This is a genomic window from Streptomyces sp. NPDC031132, from assembly GCF_055570595.1.
This window is the reverse complement of the sequence record NZ_JBVIGX010000022.1, coordinates 50,299-75,834: the sequence shown is the minus strand read 5'-3', so window position 1 is coordinate 75,834 and position 25,536 is coordinate 50,299. Positions and strand designations below refer to the sequence as shown.

The window sequence follows — 25,536 nt, the reverse complement described above, 5'->3', positions numbered from 1 at the left end:
TGAAGAGTCGAAAGCAATCTGCGAGGAATTTACTCAACTCCTCTTTTGCTTGCCGACACTTGGCGCTACGGTCTGGCCCCAACCAGTGGGAGCGGTTCCATCGGTCGGCGCGCCGTCAGGGCGCGACGTGCTGCAAGGACCCGCTCATCGACACCCCCGCGCCTGTCGGCACTCCTCGGCGGAGCAGCGTCGACCTCGTGCGACGGCGGTGCACAGGACCTGGTGCAGGCCGTGCTTGCGACCGGGGCCCGCAGTTTCCTGCCGGTCCCCGGGATCGCATACAACGACCCGAGCCAGTGGCTCACCGCTTCCCCCCCTCGCCTCGGTCGCTGACCGGCCCCGGTCTCGGGCGAGAGCGGCGGACACATCCGCGGACACGCGTTCACCGACCGTGCCACGGCCCGGTTCCAAGGACCGCGTCCGCTCCGTACGACGGCACCCCTTCGCACCACGGCATCCCTTCGCACCACGGCATCCCTTCACTCAACGGCACTCCTCGCACCACGGCACTCCCCCCATTCGGCACCGGGTGCGCGACCGCCTGCGCACCTTGAACTGAAAGGCACCCCGCGAAATGAGCCGTACCATCCCCCGCACCGCCCTACTGGCGGCCCTCAGTCTCGTCACCGCCGCCGGCGCCACCGCCACGGCGTTCGGTACCAGCGCCGGCGCCGCCACCGCCGGCTGCAAGGTCGAGTACCAGATCTCGAACCAGTGGAACACCGGCTTCGGCGCCAACGTGATCGTCACCAACACCGGTGACCCGGTGGCCTCCTGGACCGTGGAGTGGTCCTACGCCAACGGCGAGCAGGTCACCCAGGGCTGGAACGCCACCATCACCCAGTCCGGGGCGGCGGTGACCGCGAAGAGCATGTCCTACAACGGGTCGCTGGCCATGGGCGGTTCGACCTCCTTCGGATTCAATGGTTCGCATACCGGTACCAATGCCGTCCCCGCGACCTTCAAGCTCAACGGCGTCACCTGCAACGGCGCCACCCCGACCCAGCCCCCCACCACACCCCCGACCACCCCGCCCACCACACCGCCGACCACGCCTCCGCCCACCGGCGGCAAGGTCGACAACCCCTACGCCGGCGCCAAGATGTACGTGAACCCCGAGTGGTCCGCCCATGCCGCCGCCGAACCGGGCGGCAGCAGCGTGGCCAACCAGCCCACCGCCGTATGGCTGGACCGCATCGCCCTCGTCACGGGCACCAGCGGCACGATGGGCCTGCGCGACCACCTGAACGCGGCTCTGACACAGAAGGGCAGCGGCGAACTCGTCGTCCAGCTGGTGATCTACAACCTGCCCGGACGGGACTGCTCCGCGCTCGCCTCCAACGGCGAACTGGGCCCCACCGAGATCGACAAGTACAAGACGCAGTACATCGACCCGATCGCGGCGATCCTCGCCGACCCCAAGTACGCGGGGCTGCGGATCGTCACCACCGTCGAGATCGACTCACTGCCGAACCTGGTCACCAACGTCTCGGGCCGCCCCACCGCGACCGCCAACTGCGACGTGATGAAGACCAACGGCAACTACGTCAAGGGCGTCGGCTACGCCCTGAACAAGCTCGGCTCGATCGCCAACGTCTACAACTACGTCGACGCCGGCCACCACGGCTGGCTCGGCTGGGACGACAACTTCGGCGCCTCCGCCGAGATGTTCAAGCAGGCCGCGACCGCCGAGGGCTCCACGCTCTCCAACGTGCACGGCTTCATCGTCAACACCGCCAACTACAGCGCGCTGAAGGAGGACAACTTCAAGATCGACGACTCCGTCAACGGCACCTCCGTGCGCCAGTCGAAGTGGGTCGACTGGAACCGCTACACCGACGAACTGTCCTACGCCCAAGCCATGCGGACCAAGCTGGTCTCCCTGGGCTTCGACACCAACATCGGCATGCTCATCGACACCTCCCGCAACGGCTGGGGCGGCACCGCCCGCCCGACCGGACCCGGCGCGCTGACGAGCGTGGACACCTACGTCAACGGCGGCCGCTACGACCGGCGCATCCACCTCGGCAACTGGTGCAACCAGTCCGGCGCCGGACTCGGCGAACGACCGAAAGCGGCCCCGGCCGCCGGCATCGACGCCTACGTGTGGATCAAGCCCCCGGGCGAGTCCGACGGGGCCAGCAAGGAGATCCCGAACAACGAGGGCAAGGGATTCGACCGGATGTGCGACCCCACCTACACGGGCAACGTACGCAACGGCAACAGCATGTCGGGGGCCCTCCCGGACGCACCGCTCGCCGGCCAGTGGTTCTCCGCCCAGTTCCAGGAGCTCATGAAGAACGCCTACCCGGCGCTGTGACGCAGGGCAGGTGACGAGCCCGGAGCCTTACGGATGCATTCCCTTCCGCGGGGCTCCGGGCCTCGGCACGCTCGGGACGCGGCGGCCGACAGGCTTCCGGGCGGCTCAGGAGGAGTCCCGCACGACCAGTTCCGTCGGGAGCACCCGGCGCGGCTCCTCGCCCATGCCCTGCCTCGGGGCGGCGCCGAGTCCGGACTCCTCCGCGATCTTCTGGAGCAGGAGCCGGGTCATCGTGCGGCCCATCTCCTCGATGGGCTGGCGCACGCTGGTCAGGGGCGGGTCCATCAGGCGGGCCACCGTGGAGTCGTCGACCCCTACGAGGGCGACGTCCTCGGGGACCCGTCGGCCGGCCTCGCGCAGCACGCCGCGCGCCCCGGCCGCCATCACGTCGGAGGCGGCGAAGACGGCGTCCAGGCCGGGTGCGCGTTCCAGGAGCTCGCGCATCGCCAGCCGGCCGCCCTCCTCGGTGAAGTCCGCGGTCGCCACGAGCGACTCGTCGGGCTGGATTCCGGCCTCGGCCAGGCCCGCGCGGTAGCCGCCCAGGCGGGCGCGGGCCACGTACATGTCCAGCGGCCCGCTGATGGTCGCGATCCTGGACCGGCCGCGCCCCGCGAGGTGGGCGACGGCCGCCCGTCCCGCACCGATGTTGTCGGAGTCCACATAGGCCACCGGCTCGGCCTCCGAACGCCGCCCGTTCATGACGACCGGCAGGCCCAGCCGCGTGATCCGGTCGGGCAGCGGGTCGTTCCCGTGGACCGATGCCAGCAGCACGCCGTCGACCCGCCGGGCCGCCAGGTAGTGCTCGAACCGCTGCCGCTCGGCTTCGGTCCGGACGAGGGTGAGCAGCAGCTGCCTGTCCGCCTCGGCCAGCTCGGCGCTGACCCCGCGGATCAGGTCGAGGAAGTACGGCTCCGAGAACAGCCGGGCCTCGGTCTCCGGAATGACCAGGGCCACCGCGTCGGTCCGACTGCCGGCCAGCGCCCTGGCCGCCTGATTGGGTACGTACCCCAGCTCTGCGACAGCCCGGGCCACGGCGTCCTTGGCCCGCTCGCTCACCCGCGGCGAACCGTTGATGACCCGGGAGACCGTGCCCCGGCCGACACCGGCCAGGGCCGCGACCTCTTCCAGAGTGGGCCTGCCGCCGCTCTGCCGTCCGCTCACGCTCTTAAACTCCCCTCGTATGCCACCGAACTCGCGCTGATCAGGTAAGCAGGACGGTGCAACCGCCCCGCAGCCTTGGACACGTTACGCCGACCAGGAGTGGGAGCGCTCCCACATTACTCCCGATCCCCTCCCGCCACCACGGTCGCGTTCACAATCTGACACGGGCAGCCCGCGGAGAAGCAAGCACCCCGCCCTTGAGGCCCGTCTGCAATGAATTCGCGTTCATCTCTTGACACCCGTGCCCGCCAGGCAGCAACCTTCCGGCAACGACGTGGGAGCGCTCCCATCCAGGGGTGCGACAGCGGCTTTCACATCAGGTCCGGGCGGGCCCCTGGCCGAGCCGCGAACAACCCGCCGGACCCCATGGCGCACAACGGGCAGCACCTTGGACGAGGAGAGTGGAATGCGTACTTCCAGCAGCAGACACGGACGCGGACGCCGCACCGTGATCAACGCGGTGGCCGCGGTCGCCGTCGTAGCGACCGGTACGGCCCTGCTCGCCGGCTGCGGCGGTGACAGCGACAAGGGCAAGAGCGACGGCGCGACCGGCGGCGAGCAGATCACGCTGCGGATCGGTACCTTCGGTTCCTTCGGCTACGACGACGCGACCGGGGCCAAGCTCTACGCCGAGTACACGAAGGCGCACCCGAACATCAAGATAGAAGAGTCGAACGTCGCGGACGGCCAGAAGTACTGGGACACCCTCAAGCTGCGCCTCTCCCGCAACAGCGGCCTCGCGGACATCCAGGCCCTGGAGGTCGGCTACATCGCGGAGGCGACCGGACCCGCCATGGCCGACAAGTGGACCGACCTCGGCAAGACGGGCGGCGCGGACGTCGGCGCGTTCCTCGACTGGAAGGTCAAGCAGGCCACGACGGGCGACGGCAAGGTGATCGGCCTCGGCACGGACATCGGCCCGATGGCCATCTGCTACAACAAGGACCTCTTCGCCAAGGCCGGCCTGCCGACCGATCGCGCCGAAGTCGCCAAGCTCTGGGCGGGCGACTGGGCGAAGTTCATGCAGACCGGCGAGGCGTACAAGAAGAGCGCCCCCGAGGGGACCTCCTTCCACGACTCCGCGAGCGGCCTGTTCAACGCCGTGATCTCCAGCGAGCCCGTGCAGTACGCCAACGCCAAGGGCGAGCTGGACTACGAGAACAGTCCGGGCGTGAAGAAGGCTTGGGACACCGCCGTGGCGGCCGCCAAGGGCGAAATGACCGCGAAGCTACGCCAGTTCGACGAGAAGGGCACGTGGAACGCGGCCTTCAAGAACTCGAAGTTCGCCACCGTGGCCTGCCCGAGCTGGATGACGGGCATCATCAAGGACCAGGCGGGCCCGGAGAACCAGGGCAAGTGGGACATCGCCGCACCTCCCGTGGCCGGGAACTGGGGAGGCTCCTTCCTCGCCGTCCCGAAGTCGGGCAAGCACACCAAGGAGGCGGCCGAACTCGCCGCCTGGCTCACCGCTCCGGCCCAGCACGCCAAGGTCTTCGGCGTGAACGGCAACATCCCCTCCTCCAAGGACACCCTCAGCTCTCCGGCGGTGCGGGGCGCGAAGCTGCCGTACTTCGGTGACACTCCGGTCGGCAAGATCTACTCGGAAGCCGCGGCCGGCATCACGCCCGCCCCGATCAGCCGCTGGGACGGACAGGTGAAGACCTTCCTCACCGACAACGGCATCCTCGACATCGAGCAGCGCGGCACCGATCCGGCGAAGGCATGGGAGAACGTCAAGAAGCTGGTCGCTGACAAGATCGACAAGTAGCGGGGCATGCGGCGGCCCGCCCCCACCGCCTCGCCTCACACCGCCTTCCCGCGGGTGACGGGTGGCGGCGGGCCCCCGCCGTCCGCAGAACCGCAGCACAGCAGCACCGCACGCATCGACCTGGAAGGACGCCCCCGTGGCCACCTCCGTACGGGCGACCAGCGGCGGCTCCCCGCCGCCCGCCGCACATCCCCCGGCCCCCAGCACCGGCTCCCGCAAGCAGCGGCCCTCCGGCCGGGGCGGACTGCGCAGCACGCTCTACCGCCTGGACCTGAAGGCGGTCCCCTACGTCTTCCTCGCCCCCTTCTTCCTCACCTTCGCGGCCTTCGGACTCTTCCCCCTGATCTACACGGGCTGGCTCTCGCTCCACCGGGTGGAACTCGGTGGCAGCGCGCAGTGGAAGGGGCTGGAGAACTACACCTCCCTGGCGGGCAGCGAGTTCTTCTGGAACGCCCTCGCCAACACCTTCACCATCGGTGTGATCTCCACCGTTCCCCAGCTGCTGATGGCCCTCGGCTTGGCCCACCTGCTCAACTACAAACTCCGTGGCCGCGGTTTCTTCCGCGTGGCGGTGCTCGCCCCGTACGCCACCTCGATCGCGGCGGCCACCCTCGTCTTCGCGCAGCTGTTCAACACCGACTACGGGCTGATCAACACGGCGCTGGGCTGGGCCGGCTTCGAGCCGGTCGCCTGGGAATCCTCCAAGTGGCCTGCGCAGATCGCAATTTCGGTGATCGTGACGTGGCGCTGGACCGGCTACAACGCCCTCATCTACCTGGCCGCGATGCAGGCCGTACCCCAGGACCTCTACGAGGCGGCCGCGTTGGACGGGGCTTCGCGCTGGCGCCAGTTCCTCAGCGTGACCATCCCCTCGATCCGGCCGACGATCCTGTTCACCGTCATCGTCTCGACCATCGGGGCCACCCAGCTCTTCGGCGAGCCGATGCTCTACGGCGGCAGCGTCGGCATCAGCGGCGGCAGCGGCAACCAGTTCCAGACGCTGAGCCTGCTCATGTACGAGAAGGGCTGGGTGACCGGCGCGCTGGGCCAGGCCTCCGCCATCGCCTGGATCATGCTCCTGCTCCTGCTGCTCATCGGCGGCCTCGAGGCGCTGGTCTCCCGCTCGAACCGCAGCCGCAGCCGCAGCCGCGACCGCAACCGCGCCGGCCGCATCAGCACGAAGGCGGGGAGCTGAACCCATGAGCCGCACACTCGACACGACCGCAGCCGCCCGGGCGCCGCGCGCCAGGCGCCTTCGCCCGTCGGCCGGCCGCCAGCACCACGCCGGACCGCTGACCTACGTCCTGCTCTGCCTCGCCGCCCTGGTCTCCCTCTTCCCCCTGTACTGGAACCTGGTCGCCGCCTCCCACACGGGCGAGCGCGTGGTCAAGGCTCCGGCCCCGCTCCTGCCCGGCCCCCGGCTGTTCGACAACCTCTCCTTCGCCTGGAACCAGGTGGACATGGGCGAGGCGCTGGTCAACACGACGATCGTGGCCGGGCTCGTGGCCCTGTCCACCGTCCTGTTCTCCACCCTGGCCGGCTTCGCCTTCGCCAAGCTGCCCTTCAGGGGCCGCGGCGCCCTGCTGGCGCTCGTGGTGGCCACCATGACGATTCCGCCGCAGCTCAGCGTGATCCCGCTCTACCAGATCATCACCGACCTCGGCTGGGTCGACCAGCTCCAGTCGGTCGTCCTGCCCTCGCTGGTCGCCGCCTTCGGCGTGTTCTTCATGCGCCAGTACCTCATCGAGGCCCTGCCCGTGGAGCTGGTGGAGGCGGCGCGGATGGACGGTGCGCACAGCCTGCGCATCATCTGGCACGTGGTGTTCCCGGTCGCCCGGCCGGCGATGGCGGTCCTTGGAATGCTCGTCTTCGTGCAGGCATGGAACGACTTCTTCTGGCCGTTCATCGCACTGACCCCCGACGGGAATCCCACCCTGCAGGTGGCCCTCTCCGGCCTCGGCGCGGGAAACCACACCGTCGACCAGGCCGTCGTCCTGACCGGGGCGCTCATATCCACCCTGCCGCTGCTGCTGGTCTTCGCCGTCCTCGGCAAGCACATCGTGGGCGGCATCACCGCAGGCGCCGTCAAGAACTGACGGCGTCCGTCGAGACGGCCGACACGTCGGTCCGTTCGCACACCCTGCCTTCCGCCACCGCTTCATCCGGCACGGCTTCATCGGGCACGACCTCGTCCGGCACGGCTTCATCGGGCACAACCGTCCGGCACGGCTTCATCCGGCACGACCTCGTCCGGCACGGCTTCATCCGGCACCGCTTCACCCGGCACCGCTTCATCCAAACCCGCGTTGGGAGCGCTCTCCTATGACCGCGTCCGAGACCCGGCCACTCACGGCCACCCGCACCTTCCCGCCCGACTTCCTGTGGGGCACGGCCACCGCCGCGTACCAGATCGAGGGCGCCGCCCGAAAGGACGGCCGGACCCCTTCCATCTGGGACACCTTCTCCCACACCCCCGGCAAGGTCTTCGAAGGCCACACCGGTGACGTGGCCGTGGACCACTACCACCGGTACCCCGAGGACGTCCGTCTCATGTCGGAACTCGGCCTGGGCGCCTACCGGTTCTCCGTCTCCTGGTCACGCGTTCAGCCGACCGGCCGGGGCCCCGCCGTCCAGAAGGGGCTGGACTTCTACCGCCGGCTCGTCGACGAACTGCTCGCCGCCGACGTCACACCCGCCCTCACCCTCTACCACTGGGACCTCCCCCAGGACCTGGAGGACGCGGGCGGCTGGCCCGAGCGCGCGACCGCGGAGCGGTTCGCCGAGTACACCGGCCTGGTGGCCGACGCCCTCGGAGACCGGGTGAAGCACTGGATCACCCTCAACGAGCCCTGGTGCAGCGCCTTCCTCGGCTACGGCTCCGGCGTCCACGCCCCCGGCCGTACGGACCCGGTCGCCGCCATGCGCGCCGCCCATCACCTCAACCTCGGTCACGGCCTCGCCGTCCAGGCCGTGCGGGCGGCACTGCCCGGGGACGGCCAGGTCGCGGTCTCCCTCAACCTCCACGAGGTTCGCCCGCTGACCTCCTCGGCCGACGACCGGGAGGCGGCCCGACGCATCGACGCCGTCGGCAACCGGATCTGGCTCGGACCGATGCTGGAGGGCGCCTACCCCGAGGACCTCCTCGCGGACACCGCGCACCTGACCGACTGGTCCTTCGTCCGGGACGGCGACACCGCCACCGTGCACCAGCCCCTGGACCTGCTCGCCGTGAACTACTACACCCCGACGGTCGTCTCGCACGCGGCGCCGGGCGCGGCGGCGCCGCAGGACGACGGGCACGGCAACAGCGAGCACTCGCCGTGGCCCGGAGCGGAGGGCGTGGCCTTCCACCGGGCGCCGGGTGAGCGTACGGCGATGGACTGGCCGATCGACGCGGGCGCCCTGTACGACCTGCTGACCCGGACCGCAGCCCGGTACCCCGGGCTTCCGCTCGTGGTCAGCGAGAACGGCGCGGCGTACGAGGACGAGGTCGGTCCCGACGGCACGGTCCACGACCCGGAGCGCGCCGCCTACGTCCACGCCCACCTCGACGCGGTGCACCGGGCGATCACGGACGGGGCGGACGTGCGCGGCTACTTCCTCTGGTCGCTGCTGGACAACTTCGAGTGGGCCTACGGGTACGCCAAGCGGTTCGGCGCCATCCACGTCGACTACGACACCCTGGAGCGCACACCCAAGTCGAGCGCGCACTGGTACTCCCGCGTGGCCCGGACGGGAGAGCTGCGCGCTCCCGGCGAGGCGTAGGGCCTGTCGTCAAAGTCCCGTCTGCCCCGCGGGCGACGACGCGACTTTGACGGCAGGCCCCAGTGCTGTGGGACGCGGGCGTCACGGCCGACTTCGCCCATCCGGAGCGGTTGAACGGCTACCGGCTGGTCATCGCCCCGTCCTCCTTCCTGCTGGCCGACAAGGGAGCCGATACCCTGCGCCGTTACGTCGACGGCGGCGGCACGCTCCTCGTCCAGCACGCGAGCGGATTCGTCGATGAACGCATGCACGCCCGGCCGGGCGGCTATCAGCCGGACCCGTGACGCCTTGGACAGCGCCCACCGGAACCACGAGCAGATCCTCGGCGCGCTGCAGTCCCGCGACGCCCTGCCCGCCGCCGCCGCGGCGACGGTCCACATCACGGCCGTGGAGCAGTGGCTGGCCGCCGGTCTGAGCGACGACGCGCTGCGGGCGATCGACGGCTGAATGCGCCGCCCATCCGACCCTGTTCCACCAGACGCCCCCTACAGGGGCGGCAGGCGGCCCGGGTCGGCGATGATCTGTCGGACGGTCGACCATGCCGCGCCCAGCACCGGTCCGCGCCGGCCCAGGGCGGAGGGGCGTACCGCCTCCGGGGTCCAGGGCCGGACGGTGATCCGGGCGGCGAGTTCGGCGCGGACGGCCGGGAGGAGCCAGTCGGCGAGTTCGGCGTAGGCGCCGCCCAGAACGAGGCCGTCCGGGTCGATCAGGTTCACGGCGGAGGTGAGGGCGAGGCCCAGGGCGCGTCCCGCACGGTCCAGGGCGCGCAGGGTCGCCGCGTCGCCGGCGCCCGCCCGCTCGGCCAGCAGGGCCACCGGGTCGCCGACGTGCGCGAGCCCGGCCTCGCGCAGGACGGCCGCTTCGCCCGCGTACTGCTCCAGGCAGCCGCGTGCCCCGCAGGCGCAGCGGGCGCCCTCCGGGTGGACGGGCAGGTGGCCGAGTTCCCCCGCGAATCCGCGGGCGCCGCGGAACAGCTGCCCGCCGACGACGAGTGCGGCACCGATTCCGGCCTCGGCGGAGACGTGCACGAAGGTCCCGGTGGGGTCTCCTCGGTGCCACTGCTCGGCCAGCGCCCCGAGGTTGGCCTCGTTCTCCGGCTCGGGCACGGTGTCGGGGTCCGGCCAGTGGTCGGCGGGGCGGACCTCTTGCCAGCCGAGGTTGGGGGCGTGTCCGACCAGCCCGCCCGGCTCGTTCGGCACCACCCCCGGCACGGCCAGGACGCGGCCCGCGACGCGCAGCCCGAGGGCGGCGGCCTCGGCCTCCGCCTCGGCGCCCAGCGCGGCGGCCTCCGTCAGCACCTGCCCGGCCGGCCGGCCCGCGTTGGCCCGCTCCACCCGGCGCCACACCCGGGGTTCACCTCGTAGGTCCACGACGCACGCGGCGAGGTGGGTGACGCCGATCTCCAGGCCGAGGCCCGCGGGACCCCGGTCGTTCAGGGCCAGCGCCCGCCCGGGGCGGCCGACGCGTCCGCTGGGTGCGGTCTCCGTCTCGGTCAGCGCGCCGCGGCCGATGAGTTCGTCGACCAGAGAGGAGACTGCCGGCCTGGTCAGGCCCGTGTGCCCGGCGACGTCCGCCCGGGAGAGCGGACCGTGCGCGGCGACCGCGCCGATCACCACCGCGAGGTTCTGCCGACGCATGCCCTGCTGCGAGGCGGGCACGGCCTCCGCGCCCCCGCTCGCCCTGCCGCTCCCCGCCATCGGGCCGACCTTCCTATCGTTGTGCCGGCGGGAGCTCCTGCAAGGCCCGCGCCCGCCGCAGCGTACTGGTGATCCGTTCGAGCGTGTCCTCGTCGCGGGGTACGGGGTCCAGGATCCGGCCCCCGGCGGTCCGCCAGCGCCGGGCGACGGCGTCGGCGGGCTCACCGGTGAGGAGTGCGGCGGCCTGGGCGGCGGCCCCGAGCGCGACCGGTTCCCGGGCCTCGGGCACCTGTACCGCTCGGCCGGACAACCGCAGCACGGTCCGCTGCCAGGCGCTGCCGCGGGCTCCGCCGCCGATCAGCAACAGTGGTTCGTCGGGGGCGGGGCTTTCGCCTCCGGCACGCAATACGTCGTCCAGGGCCACGAGGAGGGCGTGGGCGGCGCCGTCGTAGGCAGCCTGCAGCAGCTGACCGGGCGTGGTGTCGTGGCGCAGGCCGTGGACCAGGCCGGAAGCGCCGGGGAGGTCCGGAGTGCGCTCGCCGTCCAGGTAGGGAAGGGCCACCACCGTGCCGCCCGCCTCGACGTCCTCGCGGCCGCGTCCGACGAGGGTGGCGAAGCGGTCGACGGCGAGGGTGCAGTTGAGCGTGCAGGCGAGCGGCAGCCAGCCGCCGAGGGCATCGGCGAAGCCGGCGACGGTTCCGCTCGGATCGGCGGGGCGGGTCCGGCCGACGGCGTAGACGGTGCCGGAGGTACCGAGGCTCAGCACGGGACGTCCGGGGGTCAGGCCCAGCCCGAGGGCGGCGGCCATGTTGTCACCGGTCCCGGTGGCCACCAGCGCGCCTTCGCGCAGTGGCATCCCGGTCCGTACGGTGCCCGCGAGGGCGCCCGGCGGGAGGACTTGCGGCAGCAGCCCGGGGTCGAGGCCGATCCGGCCGAGGACCTCCCGGTCGTAACCGTCCGGGCCCCACCAGCCGGTTCCCGAGGCGTCACCGCGGTCCGTCACCGCCTCGCCGGTCAGCCGCTCCGTCAGGTAGTCGTGGGGAAGCCGGACGGCCGCGACGCGGTCCGCCGCGGCAGGCTCGTTCGCCCGCAGCCAGGCCCACTTGGCGGCCGTGAAGGCGGCCGTCGGGACGCTGCCGGTGCGGCGCGCGAGCTCGGCCGGGCCGAAGGCGGCTCCGAGCTCTGCGGCCTGCGGGGCGGAGCGGACGTCGTTCCACAGCAGCGCCGGGCGCACCGGCCGGCCCGCCGCGTCGAGGGTGACCAGGCCGTGCTGCTGGCCGGCGATCGAGCAGGCGGCCGCGCGATCCGCCCAGCCGGTGCCCGCCGCGGCCTCGCCGAGCGCCCGCCACCACTGTTCGGGGTCGCTCTCGCGTCCGGCGCCGGTGCTTACGGCATGCGAGGCGCGGCCCTCGCCCAGGACGGCGCCGGTTTCCAGGTCGACGGCGAGGGCCTTGGTGGACTGGGTCGAGCTGTCGACACCGATCACGACACGCTGAGCAGACATGCGTTCCTCCGGCGGGGTTCCTTCTGGCGTCCCGGCATACTAATTTGTTTTTCGTCATTACAAATAGCCCTCGGCCTGATCCGGAGCGCCTCATGACCCGCGACCCGCTCGTTCCCACCCCCGCGCACAGGTTCACCTTCGGCCTGTGGACCGTCGGCTGGCAGGGGCGGGACCCCTTCGGCGACGCCACCCGGCCCGCCCTCGATCCCGTCGAGAGCGTGGAGCGGCTGGCCGAGCTCGGCGCCTACGGCGTCACGTTCCACGACGACGACCTGATCCCCTTCGGCGCCGGCGACGCCGCCCGCGAGCAGGCGGTCAAGCGGTTCCGCACCGCACTCGACACAGCCGGGCTGAAGGTGCCGATGGCCACGACGAACCTCTTCACCCACCCGGTGTTCAAGGACGGCGCCTTCACCGCCAACGACCGGGACGTGCGCCGGTACGCGCTGCGCAAGACGATCCGCAACATCGACCTGGCCGTCGAGCTCGGCGCCTCGGTCTACGTCGCCTGGGGCGGCCGCGAGGGCGCGGAGTCCGGCGCGGCCAAGGACGTGCGTGCCGCCCTCGACCGGCTGAAGGAGGCTTTCAACCTGCTGGGCGAGTACGTCGAGAACCAGGGCTACGACCTGCGCTTCGCGATCGAACCCAAGCCCAACGAGCCGCGCGGCGACATCCTGCTGCCCACCATCGGCCACGCCCTGGCGTTCATCAACGAGCTGGACCGGCCCGACCGGGTCGGCCTCAACCCGGAGGTCGGCCACGAGCAGATGGCCGGACTGAACTTCCCGCACGGCATCGCCCAGGCCCTGTGGCACGACAAGCTGTTCCACATCGACCTCAACGGCCAGACCGGCATCAAGTACGACCAGGACCTGCGCTTCGGCGCGGGCGACCTGCGCCAGGCCTTCTGGCTGGTCGACCTGCTGGAGTCGGCGGGCTACGACGGCCCCCGCCACTTCGACTTCAAGCCCCCGCGCACCGAGGACTCCGACGGCGTCTGGGCCTCGGCGGCCGCCTGCATGCGCAACTACCTGCTCCTGGCGGAGCGTTCCCGCGCCTTCCGGTCCGATCCGGAGGTCCAGGCCGCGCTCGCCGCCTCCCGACTGCCCGAGCTCGCCCTGCCCACCGCCGAGGACGGCCTGGCCGGGCTGCTGGCCGACCGGTCCGCCTTCGACGATTTCGACGTCGACGCCGTCGCCCGCCGCGGCATGGTCTTCGAGCGACTGGACCAGCTCGCCCTCGAACACCTCCTCGGCGCCCGCTGAGCCGGTGCGCGCAAGAGCCGGGCCGTGACGATCCACGGCCCGGCTCCGCCACTCCCCATTACCTTCTTGGTGGCCCCGCAATGGGGCGCCCGGCCTCCGGAGTTGGCATGACTTTCTCCCCCTGTCGCTCGCATGACCTGGGGGGGGCACCGGCTCCGGAGGCATCGACAGACCGCTGATCAGGGGCATGACCGCCGACCCTTCCGCAGGTCGGGAGGCCCTTCCTCATGTGGATGTGGCGATCGGTGCCGTGGGGCGGCCGGGTGATGGGGACGACCGGAGGACGCACGTGATCGACATCAGCGACATCGGTGCCTTCCTCGGCTTGGACGTCGGCAAGGGCGAACACCACGCCACCGCCGTCACCCCGGCCGGGAAGAAGGCCTTCGATAAACGGCTACCCAACAGCGAACCCAGGCTCCGCGAGGTCTTCGGAAAGCTGCAGGCCAAGCACGGAACGGTGCTCGTGGTCGTCGACCAGCCGGCCTCGATCGGCGCCCTGCCCCTGGCGGTCGCCCGGGACATGGGCTGCCCGGTCGCCCATCTGCCAGGGCTGACGATGCGGCGAATCGCCGACCTTTGTCCGGGGGAGGTTAAGACTGATGCCCGCGACGCGTTCGTCATCGCGGACGGCGCCCGCGTCATGCCCCACACGCTCCGCTCGGTCGACCTCGAGGACGAGACCATTGCCGAGCTGGAGATGATCGTTGGCCCGGGGGCGGGTCAGAGCTCCGGGGCCAGGCCGCGCTCGCGCAGCCAGGCCAGTTGGACGGGCGGGTTGGAGCCGAGGCCGCCGCCGTGGTCGCCGAACGGCCACACGGTCATGGTGCGGTCCGCGCCCGCGTAGCGGTTGAAGGCGGCGTAGACCGTGGAGGGCGGGCAGACCGGGTCCATCAGGGCCACGCTGAACAGCGTCGGCGCGGTGGCCCGCCGGGCGAAGTGGACGCCGTCGAAGTAGTCGAGGGTGTCGAAGGCCGGCTCCACGCGGTGCCGGCTGTGCCAGCGCAGGTACGTGGCGATCTCCTGGTACGGGCCTTCGCCACATATCGCGGTGGCGTGGCGGAAGTGGCACAGGAACGGGACGTCCGGCATCGCGGCCGCCACGCGGTCCCCGGCGAGACCGGCGACGGCGAGCGCCAGACCGCCCCCCTGGCTGCCTCCGGCCACCACGATCCGACGGCTGTCGAGTCCGGGCAGCTGCGCGACCGCGTCCACGGCTCGCACGCAGTCGGTGATCAGTCGCCGGTAGTAGTAGTCGTCGGGAGAGTCGATGCCGCGGGTCATGAACCCCTCGACCCACTGGGTGCCGTCGCCCAGGCACCGGTCCGGGGTGTCGTGGCCCTGCCCCCGGCTGTCGACGACGAGTTGGGCATAGCCGGCCGCGGACCAGAGCAGGTGGTCGGTGGGCAGTCCGCGACCGCCGCCGTAGCCGATGTAGGTGATGACGACCGGCAGCGGTCCGGCCGCGTCGCGCGGGCGCAGCAGCCAGGCGGCCACCGGTTCGCCGTTCCAGCCGGGGAAGCGTACGTCCTCGACCTCGACGGTGCGCAGCATGTGCTGGGCGGTGACCCGCTCCACCTTGATCGCCCCGTCGCGTGAGCGGGCTTCGGCGAGGGTCCGCCGCCAGAAGTCGTCGAATCCTGTCGGATCGGGCAACTCAGGCCGGTAGTGAATGAGTTCGTCCGCGCCGAGGTCGGTGAGCGGCATGGGGGCTTCCTCCGGTCGGAGAGGTGACGTGGGTGTCTGGGTGACTGGGTGACGGAGCTCGGCGGCCTCGGGGGCCTTGCCTCGCAGCTCCGGGCGGTGGTACGGGGCGGGGGTGGCGGCCCGCCCCCCTGTGGCGGGCCGCCGGTCTCGCGGGTGCGGGCCTCAGCCGGTCCTGGCGGCCTCAGCCGGTCCCGCTGGACGCGGTGAAGCCGAAGGCGGCCAGGCGGAAGCCGCCGTGCAGCGTTTCAGCCGACGACCACGCGGGGCTCGGGGGCCGGTCCGGTCACCGTGAGCCGTGCGGTGCGCACCGGGTTCTCGGCGGAGCGGCCTCTCGGCGGAGCGGCCGGCGGTGATCTCGTACCTGCCGGGGTCGACGGTGAAGGCGCCGGTCGCGGTGGACCAGTGAGCGAGCCGGTCGGCCGGGAGCGAGAACTCAACTCCCGGCACTTGCCCCGCTCCAGGCGGACCTTGCGGAAGTCGGCGAGGCGCCTGCGGGGGGCCTCGTAGCGGGCGTCGAGCGCGCGGATGTAGAGCTGGACCACCTCGCTGCCCTCCCGTGGGCCGGTGTTGGCCAGGGTCACCGTGACGTCGACCGAACCGTCCTGGCCAATCGACGGCCGCGACAGGCCCAGGCCGCTGTAGGCGAAGTCGGTGAAGGACAGCCCGTGGCCGAAGGGAGAGAGGAGCGCGGCCTCGTGGTACTGGTAGGTCCAGCAGGCCTTCATGACGTCGTAGTCGAGCGGGTCCGGCAACGGGTCCCCGCCCCGGTACCAGGTCTGCGGCAGGCGGCAGGCGGGCTCGGCCTCCCCGAGCAGCGGCGAGCGGCGCGCCCCTCGGCAACCACCGGCAGGACCATTCGGATGGCGAGGCCTTTTGCGATGCCGATGAGGTGGGGGCGGGCTCAACGCCGGCGGCGGCGAGTACGGCGGGAAGGAAGGTGCGCAGCACCTCGCCCCGCCCTCGGGATGCCGCAGGGCCCGGCCAGGCGGCTTTGGGCGCCCGGCACCGGCCGACTGGCGCTCGATGGCGGCGCGCGGATACGCGCGCAGAATGGTCGCGAGCTCCCGTCCGCCATGCACGGCGACCGGCACAGCGTGTGCGGTGAGGCTGCCGGAGGGGATGCCGAAGACGACGAGCACGGTCACTTCCTTCCTCATCCCTCGGACAGGAAACAGCAATGGCTCCCGCGGAGTTGAAGCGTCACCTCTCTCGACAAGGCAAATTGTTAGCGCGCACAATCTTCCTGTCAAGGAACCGGAACCAGGCCTCGACAAGTGCGACCGGCAATCCGCACGGCCGATGTCCAGGGCACGAGCGAGGAGTTCCCCGCGGTGCTGACGGTGATCGGGGCGACCCGCCGGGGCCTTGGCCTCGAAGTCCAGCAGGGCCCCGTGCCGCCCTGCCCGGTGTGCCGGGCAGGTGCGCTGTCCATCGCCATCGGCTGATGCGCTCGTTCAAGGGCCGGGGCAGGACGGCGGCCCGCCCGGCCAGAGCGGGCAGTTCGAGCAGCGCGGAGGGCGCGAGCCGCGGCCGGTACAGCCCCGCCTGCGCGTGCAGCGCGGCGGCCAGCACGGCGATCGGGGCGGCCGCCTCGACCGGCAGCGCCGGCCCCTGGCCGGGCCAGAGCCGTCGTGGTGAGTACGGCGGCCGGCGCATCGGCGGTCAGCAGCGGGAGGGGACCAGCTCGCTGCCGGCGGACAGCACGACCACGCGCGTGTGCTCGACGCGGGCGCGGACCCTTCGGTGTTCGGCGTTGTCCTCCTGGCCGCGCAGGAGGTGGCGTCCGGCCCTTCTGCGGTGCGGGACGATCAGCCCGGTGCCCAGGTAGGCGCCGTCCGCGAGCACCGTTGTTCCGGCCGCCGTGGTCGGGAGGTCCGACTCCCCCCAGACTTGGACCTCGGCCTTGTTGCCCGGTGCCGGCCGGGCCGAGGCGACGACCAGGCGGGTGTCGGCGTCGATGATGACCTGCACGTTCGCCGAGAACCGGTAGTTCCTCGACGAGGCGACAACCTTTCGGTCGCGGACCGGGATCAGGGTGCCGTCCACGATCCACAGGCGTTCGACGTCGGCGACGGGCAGCGGGGCCGGCTCCAGTGCCGGCAGGGGCCGCAGCCGCTGGATGAGGCGGCAGACCGTCGCCGAGGAGATGCCGAAGAGCGGGGCGAGCTGCCGCATCGTGAGGTGGGTGCGGTAGTACACGGCCACCAGCAGCACCCGGTCCGCCAGCGGCAGACACCACGGGCGGCCACCGCCCGACCCGTTCCCGCCCCGCTCCCGCACCACCTTCACCAGCTTCGCGAACCGGTCCGCCCGCAGACCCGTGAACGTCTCCGCCCACACCGGCTCAGCCCGCAACACCCCACCCATACAAGGAAAATGCCCCGACCTGAGCCTTCTGCGACACCCTCTGGCAGGCTCTGGCAGGTCAGGGTCGGCTCGGCCGGGTTGGCTGGGCGTGGATCGCAAGGCGACGACAACCCGCAAGGCGCAACAAGGCGCGGCACCAGCCAACCCGGCCCCCGCCCTGATCCACCGCGCACCTTGAGGCCGGGCCCGCGGCGCCCGCGCGACGCGGGCCCGACCCGGACGGGCTCGGCAGGCGGCACCGCAGGTCCGCGCCCCACCCCCAGCTACCCGACGAGCAGTTTCCGGAGCCGACCGACCAGGCTCGCCGAAGCCCTGCCGCACAGCAGCCAAGGGCGGAGTGAAGCAGCTGAACTCAGGAATGCCGCCAAGGCCACCGAGCCGATGCATCCCGGAATCGAGCGGCCGGAGCCGTGCGGGACGCGCGCGCAGCACACCGAGCACCACGTCCGCGTCGACACAGGAGACGCCGCAACGTCGCCCAGTCCGTCCGGCGATCCGCAATCCCACCAAGTAGCCAGCCCCGGACCCCCTACCCCGCTCGGCAAAGCCGCAGAAACCGCGGAAGCCGTCCGCGACCGGCACGCCCGGACGCCCCGCTGCGGAGCCGTCCCGGCGAACTGGCTGCCCGCCTGGGGCGATGTTGCCCAAGGGTGATCTGAGTAGACCCTTGACGACACACTTGTGAGCGTTAACACTCAGGTATCGCCAGGCCGGAGCCGCTGCAAACCTGACTTCGCAACAGCGCGGGGAACGACTCCCGGCCGGCCCCGCTCGACCGCTTCCGGTTCTCCCAGCCGGGTCGCACTGTGCCGGTCGCGGAACGTCACTGGAGGAACTGTGCGGAAGCTTTCAGCGGGACTTGTCACCCTGGGCCTGACGCTGTCGCTGGCAGCCTGCGGCCAGAGCGCCAACGGAACCGGCGACGCCCCGGCCGGCGGGGACGCCAAGGGCGGCCTCGTCGGCATCGCGATGCCGACCAAGTCGTCGGAGCGCTGGATCAACGACGGCAACAACATGGTCAAGGAGTTCCAGGCCAAGGGTTACAAAACCGACCTCCAGTACGGCGACAACGTCGTGGAGAACCAGGTCGCCCAGGTGGAGAACATGATCACCAAGGGGGCCAAGCTGCTGGTGATCGCCGCCATCGACGGTTCCTCGCTCACGAACGTGCTGCAGAAGGCCGCCGACGCCCACGTCCGCGTCATCTCGTACGACCGGCTGATCCGCGGCACCGGGAACGTCGACTACTACGCGACCTTCGACAACTACAAGGTCGGCGTCCTCCAGGGCAGCTACATCGTCGACAAGCTCGGCGTCAAGGACGGCAAGGGCCCCTTCAACGTCGAGCTGTTCGCCGGCTCGCCTGACGACAACAACGCCGCGTTCTTCTACAACGGCGCGATGAGCGTCCTCAAGCCGTACATCGACGACAAGAAGCTGGTCGTGCAGAGCGGCCAGACCTCCCTCAACCAGATCGCGACGCTGCGCTGGGACGGCGGTCTCGCCCAGTCCCGGATGGACAACCTGCTGAGCAAGTCGTATACCGCCGCCCGCGTCGACGCCGTGCTCTCGCCGTACGACGGCATCTCGATCGGCATCATCTCCTCGCTCAAGGGCGTCGGCTACGGCGCCGGCCAGGCGCTGCCCGTCGTCACGGGCCAGGACGGCGAGCTGGCCTCGGTGAAGTCGATCATCGCGGGCGAGCAGACCCAGACCGTCTACAAGGACACCCGCCAACTGGCCAAGGCCGCAGTCCAGATGGGCGACGCGCTGCTGACCGGCGGCAAGCCCGAGGTCAACGACACCAGCCAGTACGACAACGGCGTCAAGATCGTGCCGGCGCAGCTGCTCCAGCCCGTCAGCGTCGACAAGGAGAACTACCAGAAGGTCCTGGTGGACAGCGGCCAGTACACCGCGGACCAGCTGAAGTAGCCTGCGGAGCCCCACCGACGGGTCCGACGACGACGAAACGGCGGTGCGACGCCCGGGAGACCGCCCGGCAGCGCCCCGCCCCGACGATACGGATGCACAACCATGGCCCGACCCGTTCTCGAGATGCGGTCGATCAGCAAGACGTTTCCCGGTGTCAAGGCCCTCTCCGAGGTCAACCTGACCGTCGCCGCCGGTGAGGTGCACGCCATCTGCGGCGAGAACGGTGCCGGCAAGTCCACGCTGATGAAGGTGCTCAGCGGGGTCTACCCCCACGGCGGCTACGAGGGCGAGATCTACTTCGAGGGCGAGCCCTGCCGGTTCCGGGACATCCGGGCCAGCGAGCAGCGCGGCATCGCCATCATCCACCAGGAACTCGCGCTGGTGCCCTACCTGTCCATCGCCGAGAACGTCTTCCTCGGCAACGAGCACGCCACCCGGGGCGTCATCAGCTGGCACAAGACGCTGACCCACGCCGCCGCACTGATCCGGCAGGTCGGGCTCGACGAGAGCCCGCACACCCGGATCGCCGATCTCGGCGTGGGCAAGCAGCAGTTGGTCGAGATCGCCAAGGCGCTCGCCAAGAAGGTCAAGCTGCTCATCCTCGACGAGCCGACGGCCGCCCTGAACGACGAGGACAGCCGCAAGCTGCTCGACCTGATCCTCGATCTCAAGGCCCAGGGCATCTCCTGCATCCTCATCTCGCACAAGCTGAACGAGATCGCCCGGGTCGCCGACTCCGTCACCATCCTGCGTGACGGGCGGACCATCGAGACCATCGCGATCGGTCCCGAGGGCATCTCCGAGGAGCGGATCATCCGCGGCATGGTCGGCCGCGACCTGGAGCACCGCTACCCCGAGCGCGCCCCCGAGATCGGCGAGGTCGCCTTCGAGATCGAGGACTGGAGCGTCCGGCACCCGATCGACCACCGGCGCAAGGTGGTCGACGGCGTCTCGCTCAACGTCCGCCGAGGCGAGATCGTCGGCATCGCCGGCCTCATGGGCGCCGGCCGTACCGAACTGGCCATGAGCGTCTTCGGCCGCTCGTACGGTCGGTGGACCGGCGGCCGGGTACGGCTGGACGGCCGGGAGATCCGTACCCGGACGGTGCCGGAGGCGATCGGCCACGGCATCGCCTACGTGACCGAGGACCGCAAGCAGCTCGGCCTCAACCTGGGCGACGACATCAGCCGGAACATCTCGCTGAGCGCCCTCGGCAAGGTCGCCCGGCGGGGCTGGGTCGACCGGCACGAGGAGGCCCGGATCGCCGAATCGTTCCGGCGGACCATGAACATCAAGGCCCCCTCGGTGTTCGCGGAGACCGGCAAGCTCAGCGGCGGCAACCAGCAGAAGGTCGTCCTCAGCAAATGGATCTTCGCCGAGCCGGAGGTGCTGATCCTCGACGAACCCACCCGGGGCATCGACATCGGCGCCAAGGCGGAGATCTACACCGTCATCGCCGAACTCGCCGCCCAGGGCAAGACGGTACTCGTCATCTCCTCCGAACTCCCCGAACTCCTGGGCCTGTGCGACCGGATCTACACCATGGCCGAAGGCCGGATCACCGGAGAGGTCGACCGCGCGGAAGCCACCCAGGAATCCCTCATGCGGCTCATGACCATGAGCGCGGCATACCCCGACAAGCAGGTGTGAGGCATGGCCCAGACCAAGACCAACCCAGAGACCACGCCCAGCACACCGCAGACCGGCCGGCGCGTGTCGGCCGGTGCCGTACTGGCCCGAGCGCTGCGCGGCAACCTGCGCCAGTACGGGATGCTGGTCGCGCTGGCGCTGATCGTGCTGCTGTTCCAGTTCTGGACCGACGGCATCCTGCTCCAGCCGCTCAACATCACCAATCTCATCCAGCAGAACGGTTACATCCTCATCCTGGCCATCGGCATGATGATCGTCATCATCGCCGGGCACATCGACCTGTCGGTGGGGTCGCTCGCCGCCTTCGTCGGGGCGGCCGCGGCGGTGATGATGGTCAAGCACCACGTGCCGTGGCCCGTGGCGCTGGTGGCCGCGCTGCTGATCGGCGCTCTCGCCGGAGCCTGGCAGGGGTTCTGGATCGCCTATCTCGGGATCCCCTCGTTCATCGTCACGCTGGCCGGCATGCTGCTGTTCCGCGGCGGGACCCAGATACTCCTGCAGGGCCAGTCGGTGGCGCCGTTCCCCAAGGCCTTCCAGAACATCAGCAGCGGCTTCCTCCCCACGGTCGGCCCCCAGACCGACTACCACAACCTCACCCTGCTGCTGGGCCTCTTGGTGTGGGCCGTCGCGATCCTGCAGGAGGTGCGCGGCCGGCGGCGGGCCGCCTCGTACGGGCTGGAGCCGCTCCCGGCCGGGCTGTTCCTGGTGAAGCTCGGCGCGATCTCGGCGGCCGTGGTGGCCTTCACGCTGCTGCTGGCCAGCTACCACGGGGTGCCGGTCGTGCTGCTGATCCTCGGCGTCCTGCTGGTCGGCTTCGGCTACGTGATGCGCAACTCGATCCTCGGCCGACACACCTATGCCATCGGCGGCAACGAGGCGGCGGCGAGGCTGTCCGGGGTGAAGAGCAAGCGGGTCGTCTTCCTGGCCTTCGTGAACATGGGAGTCCTCGCGGCCCTCGCCGGGCTGGTCTTCGCGGCGCGCCTCAACGCCGGTACGCCGCAAGCCGGCATCAACTTCGAGTTGGAGGCGATCGCCGCCGCCTTCATCGGCGGCGCCTCCGCGAGCGGCGGTGTGGGAACCGTCATCGGTGCACTCACCGGCGGTCTGGTGCTCGGCGTGCTGAACAACGGCATGTCGCTTGTCGGCGTGGGCACCGACTACCAGCAGGTGATCAAGGGCCTGGTCCTGCTGGCGGCCGTCGGCTTCGACGTCTACAACAAGCGCAAGGCCGGAGCCTGACCTCGCCCCCTCCTCGGCTGGGCGCCGCGGCCCGCACGAGGAGGGTGCCTCGCGTACCGGTGGCCCGCCTCGCGCGGCTCCGCTCGCGCGTCCACGATCCGCTCGAAGAGGAACGCGTGCTTGAGGAAGAGACGTCGTACGGCGGCTCGCCGCTGTCGCCCGTGGGGGGCGAGGTGCGGCCCGTGCCGTCGTACAGCGACCAGCCGACGACATGGGAGTCCAACGCCGAGCTGGCCAAGTACAGGACCAGCACCTGCTGCCGCAGCACGGGCGCGGCGTCTTGCGCCCGCTCGGAGAGGATCGCTCCGGTCGTCATGCCTGTGCCTCCGCAGGGCGGTTGGAGACCCTGGTCACCCAGTGGTCGAGGTCGAAGTTCTCGTCGCCGGTCGGCGCCCGCCCCAGCAGGATGGGGTGGTACCGCTCCAGCCGGCCGGTCGCCCCAACCACCTGACGCCGCTCCTCCGCGCCGCGACGGGGGAGACGGTCGTCGGCTATATCCGAGCCCGGCGAATGGTACGGGCCCCTGTCGCCGCGTACTCGGAGCGTCTCCGCGCGGCATCCGTGCCGCCCGGCCCATGTCGCCCCACTCCCCCGCCCAGTGAGCGGGCCGCCACGGCACCGGCGCGGCTGCCCGCAGGACCCGCCGCGCGCGCTTCCTCTCCGTCGGCAACCTTTTCGCATCCCGCGGCGACCAAGGAGTGCACCTCGACTCGAACTTTCGAACGGACCGACATGCAGACTGCACGGCAGGCCGCGCGGCAGCGCAGGCGTAGACACAGGCTGATCACGGGAACGGCGGTGATGCTGACTGCCGCGGGCGTCCTCATCTGCCTTGTGACGGCCATGCTCCCCGGCCCCGAGGCCGAGGCCGGGGCCGACCTGGCCGCGCCCGCCCTCACCCGGGCGGGAGCCACGCCCACGGCCCCGACGAGCCCCACGCCCCCGACGGACGGCTCGCCTGCCGCGGCGACGCCGACCGCGGCCGTCGGTACGACCACCGCGCCGCCACAGCCTTCGACGGAGACGAGCCCGCAGGCGGCATCCAGCACGGCGCCGTCGCCAGGACGCATCCAGCCCGGAACCACCTACAAGGGCGTCGCCACCGCGTACGCTGCCGGCGACGGCAACGGCGCCTGCCTGTTCGGCCCGAGCGACGACGACCTCATGATCGCGGCGATGAACACCACCGACTACGAGTCGTCCAGGGCGTGCGGCGCTTACGTACGCGTCCGCGCCGCGAGCGGCGCCTCGATCACGGTCCGGATCACCAACGAATGCCCGCTGCCCTGCGCACCTGGACAACTGGACCTCAGCGAACAGGCCTTCGCGAAACTGGCCGATCCCAAGCTCGGCCGCATCCCGGTCACCTGGAGCCTGCTGAGCCCCCACACGTCCGGCGCGCTCTCCATCCGGTACAAAACCGGGTCCAGCCCCCACTGGTGCGGCATCCAGGTGATCGACCACCGGAATCCCGTCGCGCGGCTGGAGGTACGCAGCGCCAAGGGCTGGCGGAGGCTGCCCCGTACCGACTACAACTACTTCCTCTCCGCCGACGGCAGCGGGTGCGGCGGCGCGTTGAGGATCACCGACATCTACGGAGAGCAGCTGACCGTCGACGGGATCGCGCTGCTGCCGAACGTCGCACAACCGACCCGGGTCCAGTTCGCCCCGCACTGACACCGCACCGCGGCCGGGTGGCGGGTACGGGGCCGGTGCATCGGAGCGCCCGGGGCGCCTGGGGCGCGCCGGGCGCTGGTACGCTGCCGCCCGGATGTTAGCGCACACATTTTCCAGAGGGGGCGATCGACGGACATGGTCTTCGATGACGCGTCCGCGGAGTTCCACGAATTCTTCGAACGCCACTACGCCGAACTCGCCCGGTTCGCCCACCTCCTGACGGGCGAGGCGGACGGCGCCGACGACCTGGCCGCGGACGCCCTGATCGCGCTGTGGCAGCGCTGGGACCGGCTGCGCCAGGCCGAGTACCCACTCGCCTACGCCCGCGGCGTGGTGGCCAACCTGGTACGGTCACGCATCCGCAGCGCGGTTCGCGAGCGCCGCCGCATCGCCCTGTTCTGGTCCCGCGGCCAGGAGCCGTCGGAAGGTCCGGACGTGGCCGCCGCAGTGGACGTGCGTACTGCTCTCGCCCGGTTGCCGTTCCGCAAGCGGACATGCGTGGTCCTGCGGCACGCTTTCGACCTGTCGGAGAAGGACACCGCTCTGGCACTGGGAATTTCGGTCGGTACGGTGAAGAGCCAGACCTCGAAGGGGATGGCCGAACTGGAACGGATGCTGGGCAGTACGGGAGCAGCCGGAGAACTGTTGGCGGGAAGGAGGGGCCGGTGAACGAGGATCTCACCAGGCGGCTGCGCACAGCCGCCGAGGCCCACCAGCCCGACCGCGCCCGCATCCTGGCACGCGTGGAACGCGGCATGTCCGGCGCCCCCGACCGCTACCGCGAGTCGTCCGGCGCGAGGCCGTGGCCCAGGGTGGCGCTCGCCTCCCTCGCCGCAGTCGGCATTCTGGCGGTCGGTGGTTTCGCCGTCGCCGCCATCGTCCAGTCCCCGCCGGCCCGGCCGGACACCTCGGCCACCCCCGCCGCGCCGTCCGCGCCGTCCGCGCCGTCCGCACCGTCCGCGTCCGGGACTCCCGACTCCACGCCGTCGGCGCCCGCCACCGGCGGCCCGACCGCGCCGGACCGCTCGTCCTCGACGAGGCCCAGCCCTGCGGCGTCAGGCGGCGAGGGCCCGGCCCGGCCCGACGGCACACGCGTCCAGGACGGACCTCTGTGGTCGGCCGGCTCCTTGAACCCGGGCAGCAACACCTACTGGGCGCAGAGCGACATCACCCTCAAGACCACCCAGCCGCTCACCGCCCTCACCGTGGAACTGCGCATCACGCAGACCGGCGGAGTGCAGAGCACCGGCAGCTGGCGGACCCTGCCCGCCGACGACTTCACCGTCACCGTGCAGCACGAGGGCGGGGCCGTGGTCTACCGTTGGATCCTCAAGCCGGGCCGCACCGTCCCGGCCGGCCAGCACGTCTTCGCCGGCCAGTACAACCACGCCGCCGGCGAGCGCGAGGCCGGGCACGACGGCTACCGCGTCGACGCCAACGGTCCCCGCGGCGCCCTCTCGGTCTGGGGCGGCTTCACCCCGACACGATGAGGCCATGCCCGTAGCCTGGTCGACGCCGCCGAGGTTGGCCCGCCCGTTTACCTC

General features: G+C 71.2%; 20 protein-coding genes and 3 pseudogenes. 16 read left to right on the top strand and 7 right to left on the bottom strand.

Annotation, left to right across the window (positions count from 1 at the left end):
• Positions 1 to 574: 574 nt before the first annotated feature.
• Entirely contained in the window at positions 575 to 2,320 is a 1,746-nt protein-coding gene (locus ACZ49B_RS27205; protein WP_468310871.1) for a glycoside hydrolase family 6 protein, read from the top strand.
• Positions 2,321 to 2,425: 105 nt separating this feature from the next.
• On the opposite strand, the gene ACZ49B_RS27200 is transcribed toward ACZ49B_RS27205, so the two are convergent.
• Positions 2,426 to 3,481 carry a LacI family DNA-binding transcriptional regulator gene (locus ACZ49B_RS27200; RefSeq protein WP_468310868.1) on the bottom strand — a complete coding sequence of 352 codons (1,056 nt, stop codon included), beginning with the start codon at positions 3,479 to 3,481 and terminating at the stop codon, positions 2,426 to 2,428.
• A gap of 406 nt (positions 3,482 to 3,887) precedes the next feature.
• On the opposite strand from ACZ49B_RS27200, the gene ACZ49B_RS27195 reads away from it, so the two are divergent.
• The 6 genes from ACZ49B_RS27195 (at position 3,888) to ACZ49B_RS27170 (ending at position 9,461) form a co-directional block, all read left to right on the top strand.
• On the top strand, positions 3,888 to 5,249 hold the full coding sequence (locus tag ACZ49B_RS27195) for an ABC transporter substrate-binding protein (protein WP_468310866.1): 1,362 nt from the start codon (positions 3,888 to 3,890) through the stop codon (positions 5,247 to 5,249).
• A 136-nt stretch (positions 5,250 to 5,385) separates the two neighbouring features.
• Positions 5,386 to 6,444: a carbohydrate ABC transporter permease gene (locus tag ACZ49B_RS27190; RefSeq protein ID WP_468310863.1), complete on the top strand. Its 1,059-nt coding sequence runs from the start codon at positions 5,386 to 5,388 to the stop codon at positions 6,442 to 6,444.
• 4 nt (positions 6,445 to 6,448) lie between these two features.
• Entirely contained in the window at positions 6,449 to 7,345 is an 897-nt protein-coding gene (locus ACZ49B_RS27185) for a carbohydrate ABC transporter permease (RefSeq protein ID WP_468310860.1), read from the top strand.
• 226 nt (positions 7,346 to 7,571) lie between these two features.
• Positions 7,572 to 9,014 carry a GH1 family beta-glucosidase gene (locus ACZ49B_RS27180; RefSeq protein ID WP_468310857.1) on the top strand — a complete coding sequence of 481 codons (1,443 nt, stop codon included), beginning with the start codon at positions 7,572 to 7,574 and terminating at the stop codon, positions 9,012 to 9,014.
• Positions 9,015 to 9,076: 62 nt separating this feature from the next.
• A complete protein-coding gene (locus ACZ49B_RS27175) occupies positions 9,077 to 9,298 on the top strand; it encodes a beta-galactosidase trimerization domain-containing protein (RefSeq protein WP_468310854.1) in 222 nt (73 codons plus the stop codon).
• 4 nt (positions 9,299 to 9,302) lie between these two features.
• Positions 9,303 to 9,461, top strand: a complete 159-nt coding sequence (locus ACZ49B_RS27170) for a hypothetical protein (protein WP_468310851.1) — start codon at positions 9,303 to 9,305, stop codon at positions 9,459 to 9,461.
• 38 nt (positions 9,462 to 9,499) lie between these two features.
• Here ACZ49B_RS27170 and ACZ49B_RS27165 read toward each other — a convergent pair whose 3' ends face one another.
• Positions 9,500 to 10,711, bottom strand: coding sequence for an ROK family protein (locus ACZ49B_RS27165; protein ID WP_468310848.1), 1,212 nt, complete (start codon positions 10,709 to 10,711; stop codon positions 9,500 to 9,502).
• Between the two features lie 13 nt (positions 10,712 to 10,724).
• Positions 10,725 to 12,155 (bottom strand): xylulokinase, encoded by a 1,431-nt coding sequence (gene xylB / locus ACZ49B_RS27160; RefSeq protein ID WP_468310845.1) that lies wholly within the window; start codon positions 12,153 to 12,155, stop codon positions 10,725 to 10,727.
• 92 nt (positions 12,156 to 12,247) lie between these two features.
• Between xylB and xylA the strand changes: the two genes are divergently transcribed.
• Together xylA and ACZ49B_RS27150 are read left to right on the top strand one after the other, a co-directional pair.
• Positions 12,248 to 13,420, top strand: a complete 1,173-nt coding sequence (gene xylA / locus ACZ49B_RS27155; protein WP_468310843.1) for a xylose isomerase — start codon at positions 12,248 to 12,250, stop codon at positions 13,418 to 13,420.
• Between the two features lie 292 nt (positions 13,421 to 13,712).
• Positions 13,713 to 14,132 (top strand): annotated as a pseudogene (locus tag ACZ49B_RS27150) (IS110 family transposase); the annotation flags it as partial.
• 11 nt (positions 14,133 to 14,143) lie between these two features.
• Here the strand turns inward: ACZ49B_RS27150 and ACZ49B_RS27145 are convergent.
• Both ACZ49B_RS27145 and ACZ49B_RS27140 read right to left on the bottom strand, forming a co-directional pair.
• Complete coding sequence (locus ACZ49B_RS27145; RefSeq protein WP_468310840.1) at positions 14,144 to 15,127, bottom strand: acetylxylan esterase; 984 nt, start codon at positions 15,125 to 15,127, stop codon at positions 14,144 to 14,146.
• Between the two features lie 162 nt (positions 15,128 to 15,289).
• Positions 15,290 to 15,852, bottom strand: a pseudogene (locus ACZ49B_RS27140) (fibronectin type III-like domain-contianing protein).
• A gap of 549 nt (positions 15,853 to 16,401) precedes the next feature.
• Between ACZ49B_RS27140 and ACZ49B_RS27135 the strand changes: the two are divergent.
• Complete coding sequence (locus ACZ49B_RS27135) at positions 16,402 to 16,572, top strand: hypothetical protein (RefSeq protein WP_468310837.1); 171 nt, start codon at positions 16,402 to 16,404, stop codon at positions 16,570 to 16,572.
• Between the two features lie 271 nt (positions 16,573 to 16,843).
• Here ACZ49B_RS27135 and ACZ49B_RS27130 read toward each other — a convergent pair.
• Positions 16,844 to 17,494 (bottom strand): annotated as a pseudogene (locus tag ACZ49B_RS27130) (transposase family protein); the annotation flags it as partial.
• An 837-nt stretch (positions 17,495 to 18,331) separates the two neighbouring features.
• On the opposite strand from ACZ49B_RS27130, the gene chvE reads away from it, so the two are divergent.
• The 3 genes from chvE to mmsB all read left to right on the top strand — a co-directional run bounded on the left by chvE (position 18,332) and on the right by mmsB (position 22,315).
• Positions 18,332 to 19,426: a multiple monosaccharide ABC transporter substrate-binding protein gene (gene chvE, locus ACZ49B_RS27125; RefSeq protein WP_468310834.1), complete on the top strand. Its 1,095-nt coding sequence runs from the start codon at positions 18,332 to 18,334 to the stop codon at positions 19,424 to 19,426.
• 102 nt (positions 19,427 to 19,528) lie between these two features.
• Positions 19,529 to 21,076: a multiple monosaccharide ABC transporter ATP-binding protein gene (gene mmsA / locus ACZ49B_RS27120; protein ID WP_468310832.1), complete on the top strand. Its 1,548-nt coding sequence runs from the start codon at positions 19,529 to 19,531 to the stop codon at positions 21,074 to 21,076.
• A gap of 3 nt (positions 21,077 to 21,079) precedes the next feature.
• On the top strand, positions 21,080 to 22,315 hold the full coding sequence (gene mmsB / locus ACZ49B_RS27115) for a multiple monosaccharide ABC transporter permease (RefSeq protein WP_468310829.1): 1,236 nt from the start codon (positions 21,080 to 21,082) through the stop codon (positions 22,313 to 22,315).
• Positions 22,316 to 22,627: 312 nt separating this feature from the next.
• Here mmsB and ACZ49B_RS27110 read toward each other — a convergent pair whose 3' ends face one another.
• The gene (locus tag ACZ49B_RS27110) at positions 22,628 to 22,762 is read right to left on the bottom strand and encodes a hypothetical protein (protein WP_468310826.1); all 135 of its coding nucleotides are present in this window, start codon (positions 22,760 to 22,762) and stop codon (positions 22,628 to 22,630) included.
• Positions 22,763 to 23,116: 354 nt separating this feature from the next.
• On the opposite strand from ACZ49B_RS27110, the gene ACZ49B_RS27105 reads away from it, so the two are divergent.
• The 3 genes from ACZ49B_RS27105 to ACZ49B_RS27095 all read left to right on the top strand — a co-directional run bounded on the left by ACZ49B_RS27105 (position 23,117) and on the right by ACZ49B_RS27095 (position 25,482).
• Positions 23,117 to 23,992: an expansin EXLX1 family cellulose-binding protein gene (locus tag ACZ49B_RS27105; RefSeq protein WP_468310823.1), complete on the top strand. Its 876-nt coding sequence runs from the start codon at positions 23,117 to 23,119 to the stop codon at positions 23,990 to 23,992.
• 135 nt (positions 23,993 to 24,127) lie between these two features.
• Positions 24,128 to 24,661, top strand: coding sequence for a SigE family RNA polymerase sigma factor (locus ACZ49B_RS27100; RefSeq protein WP_468310821.1), 534 nt, complete (start codon positions 24,128 to 24,130; stop codon positions 24,659 to 24,661).
• Complete coding sequence (locus ACZ49B_RS27095) at positions 24,658 to 25,482, top strand: hypothetical protein (protein ID WP_468310818.1); 825 nt, start codon at positions 24,658 to 24,660, stop codon at positions 25,480 to 25,482. The genes ACZ49B_RS27100 and ACZ49B_RS27095 overlap by 4 nt, the downstream gene beginning before the upstream one ends.
• Positions 25,483 to 25,536 lie beyond the last annotated feature (54 nt).

Bases quoted from the DNA above. Each gene is read 5' to 3' on its own strand.
- ACZ49B_RS27145 (WP_468310840.1), bottom strand. From the start codon at position 15,127: ATGCCGCTCACCGACCTCGGCGCGGACGAACTCATTCACTACCGGCCT.
- ACZ49B_RS27185 (WP_468310860.1), top strand. From the start codon at position 6,449: ATGAGCCGCACACTCGACACGACCGCAGCCGCCCGGGCGCCGCGCGCC.
- mmsA (WP_468310832.1), top strand. From the start codon at position 19,529: ATGGCCCGACCCGTTCTCGAGATGCGGTCGATCAGCAAGACGTTTCCC.
- xylA (WP_468310843.1), top strand. From the start codon at position 12,248: ATGACCCGCGACCCGCTCGTTCCCACCCCCGCGCACAGGTTCACCTTC.
- ACZ49B_RS27100 (WP_468310821.1), top strand. From the start codon at position 24,128: ATGGTCTTCGATGACGCGTCCGCGGAGTTCCACGAATTCTTCGAACGC.
- ACZ49B_RS27205 (WP_468310871.1), top strand. From the start codon at position 575: ATGAGCCGTACCATCCCCCGCACCGCCCTACTGGCGGCCCTCAGTCTC.
- ACZ49B_RS27195 (WP_468310866.1), top strand. From the start codon at position 3,888: ATGCGTACTTCCAGCAGCAGACACGGACGCGGACGCCGCACCGTGATC.
- ACZ49B_RS27165 (WP_468310848.1), bottom strand. From the start codon at position 10,711: ATGGCGGGGAGCGGCAGGGCGAGCGGGGGCGCGGAGGCCGTGCCCGCC.
- ACZ49B_RS27180 (WP_468310857.1), top strand. From the start codon at position 7,572: ATGACCGCGTCCGAGACCCGGCCACTCACGGCCACCCGCACCTTCCCG.
- ACZ49B_RS27105 (WP_468310823.1), top strand. From the start codon at position 23,117: ATGCTGACTGCCGCGGGCGTCCTCATCTGCCTTGTGACGGCCATGCTC.
- xylB (WP_468310845.1), bottom strand. From the start codon at position 12,155: ATGTCTGCTCAGCGTGTCGTGATCGGTGTCGACAGCTCGACCCAGTCC.
- mmsB (WP_468310829.1), top strand. From the start codon at position 21,080: ATGGCCCAGACCAAGACCAACCCAGAGACCACGCCCAGCACACCGCAG.